At 72.8% G+C, this 17,017-nt stretch carries 1 protein-coding gene (only partly in view); it reads left to right on the top strand.

The features are described 5' to 3' along the window. On the top strand, window positions 1-17,017 hold the final stretch of the coding sequence (locus tag ABD366_RS28370) for a lonely Cys domain-containing protein (protein ID WP_344442711.1). The gene continues 19,853 nt to the left of window position 1, outside the view; 17,017 of the gene's 36,870 nt are visible here — the last part of the coding sequence; its start codon lies off the left edge, out of view; it ends in the stop codon at window positions 17,015-17,017.

Raw genomic sequence — 17,017 nt, 5'->3', positions numbered from 1 at the left:
GCAGGCGATCGACCCGGACCGGCGGGACGTCGTGGACGGCGCGTTGCCCGCGTTCGCGCAGTCGACCTCCGCCGCGTACGCGGTGCTCGACGCGCCGATGCGGAGTACGTACGGTGCCCTCGGCCTGGAGGTCGAGAAGCGCCAGATATTCGTCATCGAGGGGATGCCACACGTTCCCTCGAAGCAGGTGCTGGCCAAGGCTCCCGGTTTCAAGATCGTGACTGATCACGCCGGGCTCTGGCGGACCGCCGACGGACGGCTGCACCAGACGTATCCCAAGCTGGAAGAGGGAGAGCCGCAGCCGGTCCACACCTCGTACCTCATCGGTGAGATCGTCGTCGAGCCGATGGCGGTACTCCCGGGTGAGCGCAGGCAGGACCCGGAGCAGACGCTGGCTCGGCTGGAGAGGCTGACGCGGGCGCTGGATGCCAGGAATGAGCCCCAGAACGCCGCGCGGACATCTCTCGCCGGTCTTCTCCCCGCCGGGGACGACTGGGAGACCACCGACCTGGGGGACAAGACCGAGGTCGGCCCGGTTCCGGTCGGAACGGACCGTGCCTATGTGCAGCCCACTCCTGGGCTCCCCGCCCTCGGCCTGAGTGCGCTCATGGACGTGGCGGCGGACCGGCTGCCGGAAGGCCCCTTCGGGGCAATGGACTTGTCGGGCCGGGAATTCGGGATGAAGGTCGTCGCGGGGTTCGTGCGCGACTTCACCCGCCGGGCCAACGTGGCCGAGGTGGCCGTTCCCTTCCTCTCGGCCATCCCGGACATCGACGACATGTGGGGCTACCTGCGGTACAGCTACGCCCATACGGTGGCCAGGCCGGTCGGCACGATCCTCAACCAGGCCCCGTCTCCGTTCATGGCCAAGAACGCCTTGGCGGTGGCGTCCCGGCCCGCGCTGGACCGTGTCCTGCGGGCTCTGCGGCCCCGCACCCGGGACTTCCTCAACGAGCACCACGACGGCATCAGCGGAAATCTCGCCGGTGTGCTCGCCAAGTTGCTGGAGCTCTATCGCAAGGCCATCACGCCGGACAAGCCCTTCTTCCCGGGCTTCTTCGACGCGACCATCGGCGAGGTGCCCTCTGCCCGTGAGCATGTGACCTCCGTGCTGACGGGACGGACGTCCGAGGGCAAGGTCGTCACGCAGAAGCAGATGGTCGACATGGACGACGACCGGTTCCCGGCCCTGGACACCGATGACGGCCGGTTGGAGATTCCACTGGTCCTCGCGGAGCTGCGGCACTTCGCCTACGACGATGTGTTGTTGACGCCCCAGGAGATCCGGCGGGCCGTGGCCGAGCTGTCGCGGCTGAGCCGGGAGGCGTACCAGCGGGCGCAGAGGTTCCCGGCTCCGCTGCCGGAGGGCGTCCTCCGTGAATCCATCGTGCGGATCCTGGACAACAAGGTGGTCCACGGCCTCGCGGCCTTCGTGCACATGGTCCTGCTGGTGGGCCTGCCGCAGGCCGGCGGCGGCGGGTCCCGGCGGCTGATGTCCGTGGGCGACAGCCAGCGGGTCGCCGGTGCGCTGGGCGCCTATGCTCTGGGAACCCCGCTGCCCGACTCCGTGCACCAGGCGCTTCGGACGGCCGTCGAGGAGGCGGTCGGCCTTCTCGGCACCGCTCCTCCGACGCACCAGCCGAAGCTCCGGACCATGATCGAGGCGGCGCGGAACGCCCTCCGCGTGCTGGCCGATCCCGCGCAGACGCCGCCGATCGTGAAGTGGGACGCCGAGCTCGTCGCGGTGGACGGGTCGCGGGTTCTGCTGGACCGGGTGCTGACGGTCGGGCACCGGGGCGCGGTCGGGGCGCCGGTGGGTGTGTCGTCGCGTCCGGTTCAGGACTGGCAGGACGCGTGGCGGCATGCGTACGGCCTGCTGCCCGAGGTGTCCGGGTTCACTCAGGTGCGGCGGGGGCCGGTGCCGTTGGAGAGCCCGGCGCAGCCGCTGCCGTTCGGCAAGGCGCATGTGGTCGGGCTGCGTGGTGACGCGAATGTCGCCGCGTTGGCGTTGTCGGACGGCAGTGATGCCATTGTCGACTATGCGCGGGTCGTGGATTTCCTGTTCGCGGTGGATGGTCATCTGACGGCGGCGTCTCCGGAGACGGCGGCGGTGGTGGCGGGTGCTGATCTGGCGGGTCCGTCGGCGGCTGATCCGTTGGAGTTCCCGTTGGCGGGTCAGGTGTTGTCGAACGGTCTGGACCGGTGGGTGTGGGGGACCGGTAGTGGGATCGAGCCGGTGCTGGTTCCTGGTGACGGGGTGGTGGGGCCGCGGTGGCAGTTGGCGGAGGGTGACTGGTGGGTCGGTTTCCGTCCTGAGCCGTCGACGGCGATGCTGGGGCGGCTTGCCGAGCGGGTGACGGGTGAGCGGGGTCGTGGTCCGGATGTGTTGCGGTGGGTGCGGGCGGTCCGGCTGGTCTACGGTCCGTTGCTGGAGAACGACACGGCGGCGTTCGAGGCGCTGTTGCGGGGTTTCTGGGCGCTGGAGCGGACCCGGGTGGCCCACGGTGTCCGGTCCCCGTTGACGTGGGGCGACCTGCGCTTCGCGATCGGTTCGTATTTCGCCGCCAATGGGCAGCAGGAGCCTCCGTTGCCGGTGGCTCTGCAGTTCTTGCTGGTCTCGGCGGCCGGTTCGGTGGGTATGGACCTGGAGCTGTCCCGGTTCTCGATCGTCCCGAGTCATCAGAGCGTGCGGGCCTGGGACGGGCCTGTCGCCGGGCAGGCGTTCGGTGGCGGGACGGCGCGGGACGCGGAGATGTCCTTGTTCGCGCCGCCGCCGGGGGCGGCCGTGCCCGCGGTGGCTCCTCCGGTGAACCTGCCGGAGCCTGCGGCGGTGTCGGGGAGTTTCACGGGTGTGAACGATCCGATGTTGTCGCCGCGGACCCTGATGTCGGGGCCGCCGGGGCGTGCGCAGGGTCGTACCTGGACGGGCAAGTCCGTGAGCCGGGTGCTGCCGGGCAAGATACGGGTCATCGAGACCCGGCCCGGCCAGTCGCCGGTGATCGTGTCGGAGGACGATGCGCCGTGGCCGGGCACCGCGTATGTCGTGGCGGCCGAGGGCGAGAACGGGCGGGTGCGGCTGCCGGACGGCCGGGTGCTGGGCGCCGAGGCGGTCGCTGACGCGCTGGCGGCCGACCCGGTGCTGGCGAAGCTGCCGAAGGACGTCCCCGTCGTGCTGGCCATTCCGTTCGCGGGGGAGCAGTACCAGGCGGTGTTGCGGGCGGTGGCCGACCGGCTCGGCCGGACCGTGTGGGGCCCGAGCGGCGAGGGGCGGCTGGTTCCCGACGGGTCCGGGAACGGGCACGTGCTGGTGTTGATGGACCGTGCCCCGGACGCGGCGGTCGGCGCGTGGGTGCCGGTGTCTCCGTCGTCGGCGGCGACCGGGCCGTATGCGGACCGTGAGTGGGCGGCCCTGGACGGGACGACGTTCCGCGACAGCGACGTGCTCACCCGTGCGCTGATGGACGACAACCATGAGTGGCTCGGCCGGTTGGCCGTCGCGCGGGAGGACGGGCCGCGTCGGCGGGAGCGGCGTTTCCGGAAGTACCGCCGGATGAGCCGGCTCCTGCACAGGCTGCCGGCCGGTGACGGGCGCTATACGGCGAGTACCGAGGAGATCGCTCCGGATCCGGCCGTGTACGTCTTCGCCGCCCATGGTGAGCCGGGCAGGATGCATCTTCCCCTCCGTGACGGCCGGACTGTGACGCTGGGCAAGGAGGATGCCGCGCGCTACATCTCCGGGCTGCCCGAGGTGCGGGAACTGCCGCCGGGGCACCGGATGAATCTGGAGGTCTGCTGGAGTGCTTCGGACGGCGATCCGCTGCGGGACCAGCCCGTGTACGCTCCGGCGCCTCACGTCGACGATCCACTGGGCGATGTTCCGCTCGACCAGCTCGTGTCCAACTACAGCCGGCGGGAAGGAGAAGGCAGCACCAGGCACACCGGTCTGGACGACACCGCCCGGGTGGTCGTGGGCGCGGCGAACGGTGTGTTCGGACGCCGGGTCCGGCGCCGCCCCGAGCCGCTGGACCACGAGCTGGACCAGTTGGCGCGGGACGCGGGGCTGCACCGTGGCCCGGGTGCGGTGTCCCCCGAGACGCGGGAGACCATGCTGCGGCTCGTGCGTGGGCTCCGCTCGGCGTTCGGTCTTGAGATCGAGGACGACCGGGGTGTGCCGGGGGGCCGGTACGAGCGGGTGCTGAAGGGCATCGGCGCGCTGGAGCGGATGCGGGCGAACGACACGGACATCGGTCACCTCGCACCGTTCCGCCTGGACATGTTCGACTTCTTCGTCCAGGCGCACACCGGCCGGGCCCCGGACCCCGCCGGGTATCTGTCCCTGCTCGACTTCGCGGCGGCCCGGGTCGCGGCCGATCCGGGTGCGAAGCTGACGAAGGCGGTGCCGTCGCCCGCTGTCCAGATCACGCTCCATCAGCTGGCCCGGCAGGGCGAGCAGGTGACCCGTCTCGTGCAGTCGCTGCCCGCCCCGGCGACGTTCACCCCCCGGCACGTGGCGTCCACCTTCTGGGCCATGGTCCGTGCCGCGCAGATCTTCGGCTCGCTGTCGTCCGCGGAGCGGGAAGCGATGGGCCGCCGGGTCCTGCACCTCGACGCGACGGTCGCCTGGAACCGGTTGTGGCAGGAAGGCTTGTGGGCGCTGACGGCCAAGGCGATCGCGGAGGGCCTGGACGTCTCCGACCGGGATCTGCTGGCCGCTTATCACCTGAAGGAGAGTGGTGCTTTCGAACAGGCGGCGATGCTGACGCAGGGCTCGAACATCCAGGGCGTCAACTGGTCCGGGACGGCCGCACCGGCCGGGGTCGACTGGGTCGACGTGCGGCAGATGACGCCCGGCCCCGACGGGCTTGCCATGCGTCCGGTCCAGCCGGAATGGACCGGCCCGGGCGTTTTGATGCCGATGCTGAACGTGGTGGAGGCCGACCGGGCCGGGAACATCGTGCTGCACGTGCCCGGCCTTGCCCCCGTCCGCGTCTCCGAGAACGAGTACCTGGCGTTGCTGGACATGTCTCCCGGGCTGCGCACGGTCCCCCTGGACGTACCGGTGCTGTTCCTGACCACCGGCGACGGGGCGCTGAGCCCGGAGTTGGTGCAGCGGTTCTCCCAGCGCACCGGGCGCCCGGGCTTCGGCTACGGTGCGCCGATGACGCTGACCAGCGCGGACCCCTCGATCCCGCTCGGCATCCGCGCCCTCGTCGACCCGGCCACCAACGCCCCGGGCCCGTGGATCACCGCCACCCGGCTGCTCACCACCGCCCAGACCACCACAGCCCTGACCACCGCCTCCGGGGCCACCACCCGGGACGACTCGACCGTCTTCGGCCCCACGGCTCCCACCACGCAGGCGACGGACCCGTTCGTGGACCCGAACGCCCTGGTGCGGGACGCCTCCGGCACGGTGCGCGGACGCGACCTGACGGGGGCCGTGACCGACCGGGTGCGGATCGACCGTGTGCGGGTGGTCCGGGGCGGGCTGGGCGAGCCGGAGGTGGAGGAGCCGGACCGGTCCGCGCCGTGGGGCGGCGAGGCGTACGTGATAGGGGACCGGGCCTTCGACGGGCAGCGGCTGAGCCACGAGGCGTTCGCGGAGAAGCTGGCCCACGACCCGGAGCTGGCGAAGCTGCCGCCGCACGTGCCGGTGGTGCTGGCGATTCCGTACGCGGGGTCGCAGTACATGGAGCTGATGCGCGCGGTCGCCCTCCGGCTGGGCCGACGGGTGTGGGCGCCCAGCGGTGACGGGCGGCTGCGGTACGACACCGACCTGGGTGCTCATGTGCCGACGATGATGGTCCGGGACACCGAGGGCTGGCACGGCGACTGGGTGCCGTTCGACGCGCCCGCGGTGCCCGCGCCGTTCGAGGACCGCGAGTGGACCGCCCTCGACGGCACGCCGTTCCGCGACAGCGACGTGGTCACCCATCCCCTGGTCTTCGATCGCCGCGAGCGGTTCGGCCGCATCTCGATGGACGACGACATGGCGGTCCGCGAGAATCGGCTGCGGACCTTCTTCCGCAAGAAGCGGCTCCTCCACTACGTGGCCACCGGTCAGGGCGACAAGCACGTCAGCTCCGAGACGCTCAGCCCGGACCGCGCGGTCTACGCGTACTACGCCCACGGGACTCCGGGCGCCATGTCACTCGTCCTGCGCGACGGCAGCACCGTGTGGCTGTCCGCTGCCGACGGCGGGCGGTACATCGGAGGGCTGCGCGAGGTCAGGGAGCTGCCCCCCGGTCACCGGATCGGGCTGGAGGCATGCTTCGGCCTGTCGGCCGGCGACCCCGACCGCGATCAGTGGGAGGGCCGTCCGGTACCCCGCGTGGAGGACCCCCTGGACGACGAAGGGCTGTCGCTCGCGCAGCACACGGCCAACGCCGGCCGGCTCGACGTCGAGGCGAAGTCTTCGATCGCCGGCGTCGACGAAGACTTCTTCGTCGTGGAGGACACTCCGGGAGGTGTGGTCGGTCGCGTGGACCGCGTCCGCCCGGAGCCGCTGGATCACGAGCTGGACCAGCTGGCGCGGGACGCGGAGCTGCACCGCGGTCCGGGTGCCGTGCCGCCGGAGACCCGTGCGGCCACGCTGCGGCTGGTGCGTGCGCTGCGGGAGGCGTTCGGCGTCGCCGTCGAGGACGACCGCGGTGTACCGGGGGGCGGGTACGAGCGGGTGCTGAAGGGCATCGGCGCGCTGGAGACCCTGCGCGTCAACGACCCGGTCCTGCGGGCGGCCACGCCGTTCCGGATGGAGATGTGGACGTTCCTCGCGCGGCGGATCGGCGGGGGCACCCCGGACCAGTCCGCCTACCTGGGGATCCTGGACGCGGCCCGGGGCCAGGTGACCGCGCGGCCGGACGCACGGCTCGGCGAGATGGTGCAGGACACCGCCCTGGGGTACGCCCTCGACGAGTTCTCGGGCGGCAACGGACTGACCCTCGTACAGGACATGCTGGACCTGCCCGATGTCACGCAGGCGGGCCCGAAGGACATCACACGGGCTTTCTGGGCCACGGTGGCCGCGGCCGACCTGGTCCTGTTCCGGACGTCGGACGCGGACCAGGAGAACCTGGGCCGCGGCGTCCTCCACGTGGCGGCAACGGACCCGTGGAGCGAAGACCAGGTCATGGAGCTGACGCTCCTGGCGGCACGGGCTCACGTGAGCGGCCTGGACATCACCGACCGGCACGCGCTGGCCGCCCACCACCTCAAGGAACTGGGTGCCTTCGAGGAGATCCTCACCGACGGCAAGGAGGCGACCGGCTACAACTGGAGTGGCCGTCCGGCCCCGAACGGTGTGGACGTGCACCAGTGGTACGCGCGGATGAAGGGCAGCCCCAGCGGAAACACCCGCACCGTGGCTCACCCGGCACAGTGGAAGTCGGACGAGTCACCGGGCAGAACAAGAGTGATCTGGACCGGGACCGACCGGGGCACCGTGGTGATCCACCTGCCCGGACATCCTCCGATGCCCGTACCCGACGAGGAGCTCTGGGCCCTTCTGGACCTCGCCCCGTTGGTGACCGAGGTGAGCGTCGGCACCCCGGTCGTCTTCCCGATGCCCGAGTTCGGGGCCGACGGAGGGAGGCGGCCGCAGGCGTTCTCCGACCGCACCGGCCGGAACGCCTGGGCCTACACCGGGCCGCTCGACGTGCTCGAGGAAGGCCCGTTCGACCCGCTGCGCATCACGACCCTTCGCGAGAAGAAGCTGGGGCAGTGGAGGACGACCGTCTGGAAGGCCCGGCCGGTCCTGCCGTCCTCCTCCTCCGGAGCCGTCACCACGGCCGCCGCCCCCACGTCCTGGCCGGCACCGCTGACCCGGCACGACTCAGGCGTCGGGACGTTCCACTTCGCGCCCGGAACCTCTCCTGACGCCGGCTCGGTCGACGCCGGCCGGAAGGGCGCAGGCCCGGAGGACATCGGCCGCGACGGCACCGGTTCCGTCGAGCGGGGCGAGCGCTCCGCCCTCGCCTATCCGGCCCCCGTCCAGATCAACGCGACTCCCGTGTCCCCGGCAGGTCAGGCGGACACCCCGGAGGCGGGCACCGCCGACGACAGCGCCGGTCCCACGGGCACCGGGACCGGCTCCGACGACACTCCGGGCTGGGCGGTGCCGTCCTGGCGGCCCGCCGGATCACCCGGCGCGGTGCGGTTCGCGAGCATGTACCGCGACCGTGCGTGGCGGCGTCGCAGTGCCGACTTGGAGCTCGCGTTCGCCGAGCACACGGGCCGGACCGACGGGCTCACCGAGACCGTTCGCGACGCGGTGTCCCGTATGTACGACGAACTCGCCGCCCGCCACGGTGAGGACGCGGCCCAGCGCGCTTTCTTCGCACCGGACGCGAACCCGGCGGACCCGGCCGCGGAGCTGGAGCGGCTGGGTACGCTGCCCCCGGGACCGCTCGCCGTCGACGAGCTGATGACCGCGTTCGCGTACGCCTCGTACGCGGGTCCGGGGCTGCCGCGCGAGGCGGCCGAGGCCCTGGCCCGTCCGGCCGGCCGCCGTGGGCGGTACACGGCGGGCAGCGCGTACCGCGAAGTGCACGACAGCCGGGGACTTCGCCGGGTGGGCGGCGAGCACGGGCCCGCGCTCCGGCTGTTGCGCACCTACGCGGCGCTCGGCGCGTCACCCGCCGAACTGCTCGCGCTGCGCGACGCGCTCGTCGCCTGGGCGATCCCGGCCGACCTGCAGTCGCTCCACGAGATCCTGCGCGCCTCCCACCGACTCGGCCTGGGAACCGACGCGGAACGCGACCTCGCGCTGCGCGACGGCGCCGGACTCCACGCCTGGGTGGCGGACTCGGTCAGGACGTCCGGCACGCCCCGGACCGCCCCGGGCGACCCCTCCGCCGCGCGGTTCGTCCCGCCGCACCGCGCGCTGTACGCCGAGCGGATGAGGTTCGGCCGGGACAACACCCGCAGCAAGCTCGATCTGCCCGAGGGCCTGGTGGCCCTGGTCGACGCCGCGCTCGCCGGGACCCTGCCGGCCGACACGGACCGGAGCCGGGTGCTCCACGCGTGGCTGGACCGCTACGGCGACGCGGGCAGGCAGGCACTGGAGCGGCTGGACCCGGCGCACCTGACGGCCCTGCACCTCTACAGCGGTGCCGACTACCGGCTGATGAAGGCGTTCCTCAACGGCGAGCGGTTCGGCGCGGGGATGGGCCGTCGCCTGGTGCGCCTCAACGCCTGGGCGATGATCTCGAAGATGGCCGAGGTCGGCGCCTGGGACCTGCTTCCCATGACGTTCCGCGAGCGGGACGGCTTCGTCGACCTGTACGACGCGCTGTGGGACGCGGACGACCTCCAGGAACCGACCCCCGAGGTGGCCGGTCTGCGGCGCCGCCTGGACGCGATGGCCGACGCGGTGTACGAGGAGCTGTCGCTGCACGTCGACATGGCGATCGAGGCGCTGGAGATCCTGCCCCCGGTGAACGAGGACGTCTGGTGGGGCGACCGGGGGCTGCCGGGCCCGCTGGACGCGCCGTCGACGGACGGTCCGGTGTACGGCCGGGACCGGATCACGATGCCGTTCTTCCGGAGCACGGCGCTGCGGCAGGATTCAGCACACGGCTTCATGCACCGGAGCAAGGGCACTCCCGGGGACTCGCATCGCGGGCTGGTGCGCGTGGCGCGCTCGACGGCGCGCGAGGTCAGCCCGTTCGTGGTCTCGCCGCTGGAGACGGAGGTCCTGTATCCGCCGGGCGCCTCTTTCGACATCTCCACCCGGACGATCGTCCCGGGCGGCGTTTCGACGGCGTCGTACGAGTCCATCGACGCCCGGGAGGCGACACCGCGTCAGGACGCTTCCGGCGCTGCTCGGCGGGCCCCCGCACTCGTCTCCCCGGACGGGCTGTTCGGCATCGGTCCGCAGACCGCCGGCGCCGAGGGCGGGGAGCGGCCCGAGCCGGTGCTGCGCCCGATCCACGGGAAGGACGGCGAGCGCATCGGCGTGGCCTCGTTCGACGACGCGGACTGGGCTGCGCGACAGGAGGGGTACGGCCGGCTGGACCGTGCGACGGGCTTCGTCTCGTGGGAGCGTGACGGCGCGGGCCGACCGGTCGCGACGGAGCAGGCGCTGCCGGGCGGCGGCACGGCCGACGGCACGTTCTTCTTCGCGTCGCACGGTGGGGCCGAAGGGCTCGCGCTGGTCACCGAGGACGGTGGCGTGCGGCGGGACGACGGCTCGTACGCGGGACGGCTGCTGCGGTCGGCGCGAGGGCGTGGCTTCCGCAGTGTGACGGTGCTCGCGTGCGGTCCCGGTGAGGTGCCGGACAGCGAGGCGGAGGCGCGGGCGCGGGCCAGGCGGTTGGCGAACGGAGCGGGACTGCCGGTCCATCTGCCGGTGGGGCGCTCGGCGGTGTCCGACGCGTCGCCGCACCTGCTGGAGAACGCCGACGGGCGGGCCACGGCCTGGGTGACGGAGTATCCGGACAACTGGTCGGGCCCCCGTGTACCGGCCCCGGGCGCGGGAACCGGGCGGCGCACCGCGTTCGGCTATCCGTCCGCCGAGCAGTTCAACGTCACGGGAACCGTGCGGGACGCCACCCCGGAGCAGCTCGAAAACATCGACGCGGCCGAGGGAGCGCCCTGGTCGGTGTCCTCCTGGCGGCCGGCCGGAGCCCCGGACACGCCGCGCTTCACGGGCCTCTACCGGGAGCGTGCGTGGCGGCAGGCCGCCGTCGATTGGGAGGACAACCTCGCCGAGGCGCTGAGCTACGCACCCGAACCCACCGAGGCGGTCGCACTGGTGGTGCGCGGGGTGTACGAGCAGCTCGCCGGGCGCAACGGGGAAGAGCGGGCGGTGCGCGCGTTCTTCGACCCGGACGCGATGCCGGAGGACCCGGCCGCCGCGTTGGCGGAGCTGCTCGACGCGCCCCCCGAGCCGGAAGTGCTCGACGGGCTGATGCGGGCCCTCCTCCGCGCCGCCTACGCCGGCCCGGGACTGCCCCGCCGGATCGAGGAGGCCCTCTCCGGCGACGAGCGGGTCGACGCGGACAGCGCCTACCGCGCCGTCTTCGACAGCCGGGGCTTCCGCCGGGTGGGCGGTGAGCGCGGCCCCGCGCTGCGCCTGCTGCGGATGGCCACCGCGCTCGGCCTGCCGGCCACTTCGCTGCCGCTGTTCCGGGCCGCTCTGGTCACCTGGCTGGTTCCGTACGACCTGCAGTCGCTGTCCGAGATCCTGCGTGCCTCCCACCTGATCGGGATGGGCGCCGCGGACGAGCGCGCCGCCGCCATGCGGGACGGTGCCTCGCTGCACACCTGGGCGGTGCGCCACTTCCTCGAGAGCGGGCTGGTCAGCCCCGGAATCGACAGGGACACGCTCGACGCCCTGCTCCCCCCGCACCAGGACCTCTACCAGCAGCGCATGACGTTCCCGTTCGAGCTCACAAGGACGATGGACGTGCCGGACGCCCTCGTCACGATGGCCGACGCGGTGCTCAGCGGCGAACTGCCGCCCGGCTCGTCCCGCAGGCTCCAGGTCATGGCCGAGTGGATGGAGAGGTACGGCGACCGGGGCGCCGACGCGCTCAGCCGGCTCACCCCGGCCCACATCACGGCCCTGTACCTCTACAGCTCGTACGACTACCGGCTGATGAAGGCGGTGCTCAACGGCGAACGGCTGGGCCAGGGCCTCAGCCGCCATCTGGTGCGCTTCCACGCCTGGCGTTACCTCCTCGAGTCGGCGCGCGAGGAGGAGCTGGAGATGCCGCCGCTCACCCTGGTCAGCCAGCCCGAGTTCACGGATCTGTACGAGGAACTGTCCGAACTGCCCGATCTCGACACGCCGAGCCCGGAGCTGGCCCGGCTGCGGCGCCGCGTGGACATGATGGGCGACCGGCTGCACGACGAGCTGAAGCTGCACATCGACATGGCCATCGAGGCGCTGGAGATCCTGCCGTCCGTCGGGCGGACCGTCTGGTGGGGCGAGCGGGGGGCGCCCGGGCCCCTGGACGCGCCGGCCGAGAACGGTCCCGTGTACGGCGCCGGGACGATCGACGTACCGTTCTTCCGCAGCACGTCGCTGAAGATCGAGGAGGCGACCGACTTCGCCCTGGGCGACAAGGCCGTTCCCGCGCGTACGCACCGCAAGCTGATCGAGGTCAGGAACTCGACGGCGCGTGACGGCACGCCCTTCCTCAAGCATCTGTCGGAAGGCGAGGCGCTGTATCCGCCGGGCATGAGGTTCGACGTCGTCAGCCGGCGGCTCGTCGAAACCCGCCTGCGCCCTCCGATGCTGAGCGAGGTGGCCGAGGAGGCGACTCCGCTGCCCGACGGCCTCCCCACGGCGTCCCAGGCCGACCCGCTGCCCTACACCCCGGCCGCGTTCGAGGACTCGGTGGATGCCCTGTTCGACCTCGATCGCTCCGACTCCGACCTGTCCGATGCCGACGCCTCGGACAGCGACGGGTACTCCGACGCCGGTTCGGACGCCGATTCCCGCCTCGGTGACGACGACCGCTTCGACGCACCGGTCGGCGCGTATCCGAGGTCCGATTACTGGAACACCCCGTGGGCAGGCCACGAGACCGCGCCCTCCGCGGAAGCGATCGCCGTCCAGGAGATCCGTGAGGACGGCCGGACGGTCGGGAAGGCGTCCTTCACCCGGCGCGACTGGGCGCTGCGCGAGCCCTTCTACGGCCACCTGCCCAAGGCCACGCACTACACCGAGTGGAGCCGCGGCCCCGCCGGGGAACACGTGGCCGTGCGGCGTCCGCTGCCCGCCACGGGAGAATCCGGCACGTTCTTCTGGACGTCCCACGGCCGGGAGGGCGGCTACGCCGTCGCCGGTCGGAACGACATGCCCGTCGGCGCGGACAGCGAGATGGTGGGGCACGTCCTGGGCCAGGACCTGCCCGCGGCGGGCTTCACCAGCATCACGATCCTCGCCTGCGACACCGAGACCCGCCCCGCCACCGGACCCCGCGCCGCCACCGAGGCCGCCACCGCGCCCCAGGGACAGGACGACAGCCTGCGGCGCGCCGTCGAACGGGCCCAGGGAATCGCCGACTTCACCGGCCTGGACGTGTATCTCAACACCGGCCGGACGGCGGTCACGCCCGGTGAGGACGAGGAGGGTGGTCCGACGGCCGAGATCCAGCTCCTGGAGTCCGCCGACGGGGGCGCCACGGGCTGGCTGCGCGTCCGCCCGCGGTTCCGGGCCGGCACGGACCGGAGCCTGGCCGAGCCCGCCCCCTCCCTCGTGGCGGCGGGACCGCCCGCGCGTACCGGCCCGCCCTGGTCGGTGCCCGGATGGCGGGTCGCCGGTTCGCCCGACGCCGTACGCTTCGCCCCGCTGTACCGGGAACGGGAGTGGCGACAACTCAGCTTCCAGTTCGAGCAGACCCTGGCGCGGAAGCTGGCCACCGACCCGGAGGCCGTCCAGGGCGTCATGAGGGCCGTCGCCCGGCTCCACCACGTACTGGCGCAGCGGCACGGCGCGTCCGCCGCGGACGCCGCCTTCTTCCAGGGGCCGCAGGCCGAGCGGTGGCTGGGGCAGCCGGACGCGGTGCGCCGGTTCCTGGCGTCCGGGCCGTCCGCGCTCGACCTGATGCGGGCGTTCGCCCACGCGGCGTACGGCGGCCAGGGCCCCGTCACCCTGCGGCACACCCTGCCCGGCTGGCTCCGCTCGCCGCGCGCGCCCAGGCCGCGGGGTCCCCGGCAGGGGGCGTACCGGACCGCGCACGACACACGTGGGTTCCGCCACGTCGGCGGGACGGTGGGCCCGGCCCTGTGGCTGTTGCAGGCGTACGGGGCGATCGGGGCGAGCAGGTCCGAGCTGATGGCCTTCCGCAAGGCGCTGCTGTCCTGGTCGATCCTGACGGACACCCATTCCCTGCACGAGGTGCTGCGCGTCTCGCACCTGGCGGGCCTGGGAACCGAGGCGGAGCGCGCCGCGGTCGCCCGCGACGGTGCGCGGCTGCACCAGTGGGCCGGGCCCGCCTTCGGCATCGGCCCGACCCTGCCGCACCACCACGTCTACGACAACAGGACGCGCTTCGTCTCCAGGTACGACCTCGCCGTCCCCCAGGACATCGGCGCGGCGCTGAGTGCGGCACTGACCGGAGCCTCGCTGGACGACGAGTCCCAGCAGGAACGGGTCGAGGCGGCCACCGCGTGGCTGCGGCGGTTCGAGGACCGCGGCGTGGCGGCTCTGCGCGCCCTGAGCCCCGGCCATCTGACCGCGCTGTTCCTCTACACCGGCGAGGACCACGCGCTCTTCAAGACCTATGTCACCGGTGGCCGCTTCGGTGAGGCCGTCGGCCGCTGGATGATCAGGCAGCAGGTGTGGCGGTACGCGCGGGAGGACGCCACGAACGACGACACGCTCCTGCCGGAGCTGTTGATCGCCGACCAGGACCTCCTCGACGCGATCGACGCGTTGCGGAACCTGGGCCCGGGGGCGACCGGCCCGGCCGTCGCCGAGGTGCGCCGCCAGGTGTACCGGGTCGCCGACGGGGTGTACGACGACCTGGCCGCGCACGTCGGCATGGCTGCCGAGGCACTGGAGATCCTGCCGCCGCTGAACGGACAGGTGTGGTGGGGCGGCTGGCTGCCGGGACGTCTGGACGAGTTCCCGGGGAACTCGCCGCTCCTCACCGCGGACACGCTGTACATGCCGCGGTTCCGCAGCACCACCGAGGACCCGGCGACGGCTATCGGCTACACGCGGGGCGACGCCGGTGAGATCGGCGACGCTCAGGACCGGCACCCGATGCGGGGGTTCGTGGACCACTCCACCGCACGTGTGGTGACGCCGTTCTCGGCGTGGCTCGAAGAGGACGAGGTGCTCTACGCGCCGGGCATGGCCCTGAACGTGGTCGTCCGCGAGATCGAGACGGAGCCCAACACCGGGCGGCCGTTCGCCGACTACGAGTTCCGGGAGGCGCCCGCCTACCCGCATCCGGCCTACCACAACGCCGAGGGCGAGCCGCAGCCGCGGATCGTGAAACTCACCGACGCCAACGACGACGCCAACGCCAGCGCCAGCGACGACGCGGACACGGATCCGGCACCGGCGAACGACGAGAACACCGTCGTGGCCCCGCAGGTTCCCGCGCCCGTCGACGGCTACCGGCGCACCGGCCCGTACGCCGCCGAGCTCGACGGCACCGTCTTCGCCCTCCACGAGTCGCCGGGTGAGGGCGACCGGAGCGTCGACACCCTGCTGTTCGCCCTCCGGTACGTGGCGGCCGACGCCCTGGGACAGGCGGGCATCGAGACGGCCGACGACTTCCGCGGCTGGCTGGACGGTTCCCTCACCGACGACGACGTGTCCGACGTGCCGGTGGAGCCGCTCGACGCGAGCCGGAACATTCCGCTGCGGCTCCTGGACAGGATCGGGGTACGGCTCGGGACCGCCCAGCGCACGGAGGCGATGCTTCTCGGCGACCGGTTCCCGGCCTCGCGGGTCTCCCTGAGCCCGGCCCAGCATCTCCGGTTGCTGATCGCCGACTCCTCCTATGGGGCCGAGGGCGGGACCGTGCCGATGGCACCGCTCGTGGCGGCGGTGGTACGCGGGCTCGGTGTGACGGTGGCCGTGGCGGACCCGGCCGGCGAGGTGACGTTCCACGGTGACCGCTCGCGGAGCGCACCGACCGCCCTCCTGGTCCAGGACGGGGACCGCCACCTCGCCGGACTTCCGGACGGGCCGGGCGACACCACCGCCGCGAGCGAGGAGCGGCTGCGCCGGGTGGCGGACGCCCTGTCCTCCGCGCCGGTGTCCGTCCTGCGCACGGCGACGGCCCGGCAGGCGCCGGGGTGGGGCCGGGCCCGCATCCGCTACATGGAGGAGGCCGTGCGCTTCGAGGAGCGGCTGGGCCGGTATCTCGGCGGCCACGAAGAGGCCAACGCCCAGCTCGGCGTGATGGTGCGCGAGCTGTGGGAGCGGGCCGTGCGGGCGGGCCGCTGGCCGGAACTGGGCTCGGACGACCGCACCGTCGACGGCGCCGTGGGCACCGACCGGGACCGGCTCCTGGCGGTGGTGGAGTCGGGCAACCTGCGGGAACGCATGGGCATGCTGTGGATCGGCGGCCAGTCATCGGACCGGCGGGGCGGCCTGATCTCCGACCTGCTCGGCAGCCCCGACCCCATGCCCGAGGTGATCACCGCCGAGTACGTGGCGTCGAGGCCGCAGGCGCGAGAGATGACGGCCTACGAGGAGCTGACCGGGCGGCCGGACAGGACGCCCGAGGAGCAGGCGCGCATGGCCGAGGCCGAACGGACGCTGCGGACGCCGGTGCGCCCCGAGGACCTGTCGCCGCCGCTGAGCGAGGCCGAGCGGGCCCTGATGCCGGACGACGGCGTCCCGTGGATCCCGGGAACGAACCGCTTCGCCATCGCCATGGACACCCGTCCGCAGTCCGAGGCCGAGCTGAACGGCGGCCTGGTCCTGGCCGGCACCTCGGGCTCGTCCCACCGGCTGATGTCGCAGGCCGCGAAGATGCGCGACGCGTGGGGCCTTGACATCGACCTGGGTCTGGTGCGCCTCGCGCTGATGGCCGAGATGCTGCAAGCGAGGCACCACTCCCTGGACGAGATCATGCGGGGCTCCCAGCTGGTCCTCGACCGGCTGAGGCAGAGCGGTGAGGCGGTGCCGGCCGACCTCGACTACGTCGGCAACTGGGGCCGTTACCGGAATATCGCCCCGCTGACCGAGGCGGAGCTGCGGGAGCACGTGGCCGTCGACGGCAAGTTCCCCGACGAGCACGCGGCGGAGACGGCGGGTTGGCCGGCCGGCGGGGAGCGGGACGAACCGGCCGGCCCGGCCGATCCAGCGGTGGCCGAGTGGTCGGCGGATCACCGGGACGTCCTGGAGGATGTCCTGGACGCGCTGAGGGCCCTGGGTCCGCTGGATACACCGGGCTTGGACGGTCTGCCCGCCTCGGACGACGGTGTCCTGACGGCCGACCGGCTGGAGCGCCTGGTCGACGCCTGGTTCCGTGCGCGGGGCCTGGACCCGTCCGGTTCCCTGGCCGACAAACTCCGCCACATACTGAACGACCGTGCGTAA

It is taken from the genome of Streptomyces kunmingensis, from assembly GCF_039533535.1.
In the GTDB taxonomy this organism is placed as follows: Bacteria; Actinomycetota; Actinomycetes; order Streptomycetales; family Streptomycetaceae; genus Streptomyces; species Streptomyces kunmingensis.
Note: the sequence above shows the minus strand (reverse complement) of the source record. Positions and strands in the feature narration are given on the sequence as shown.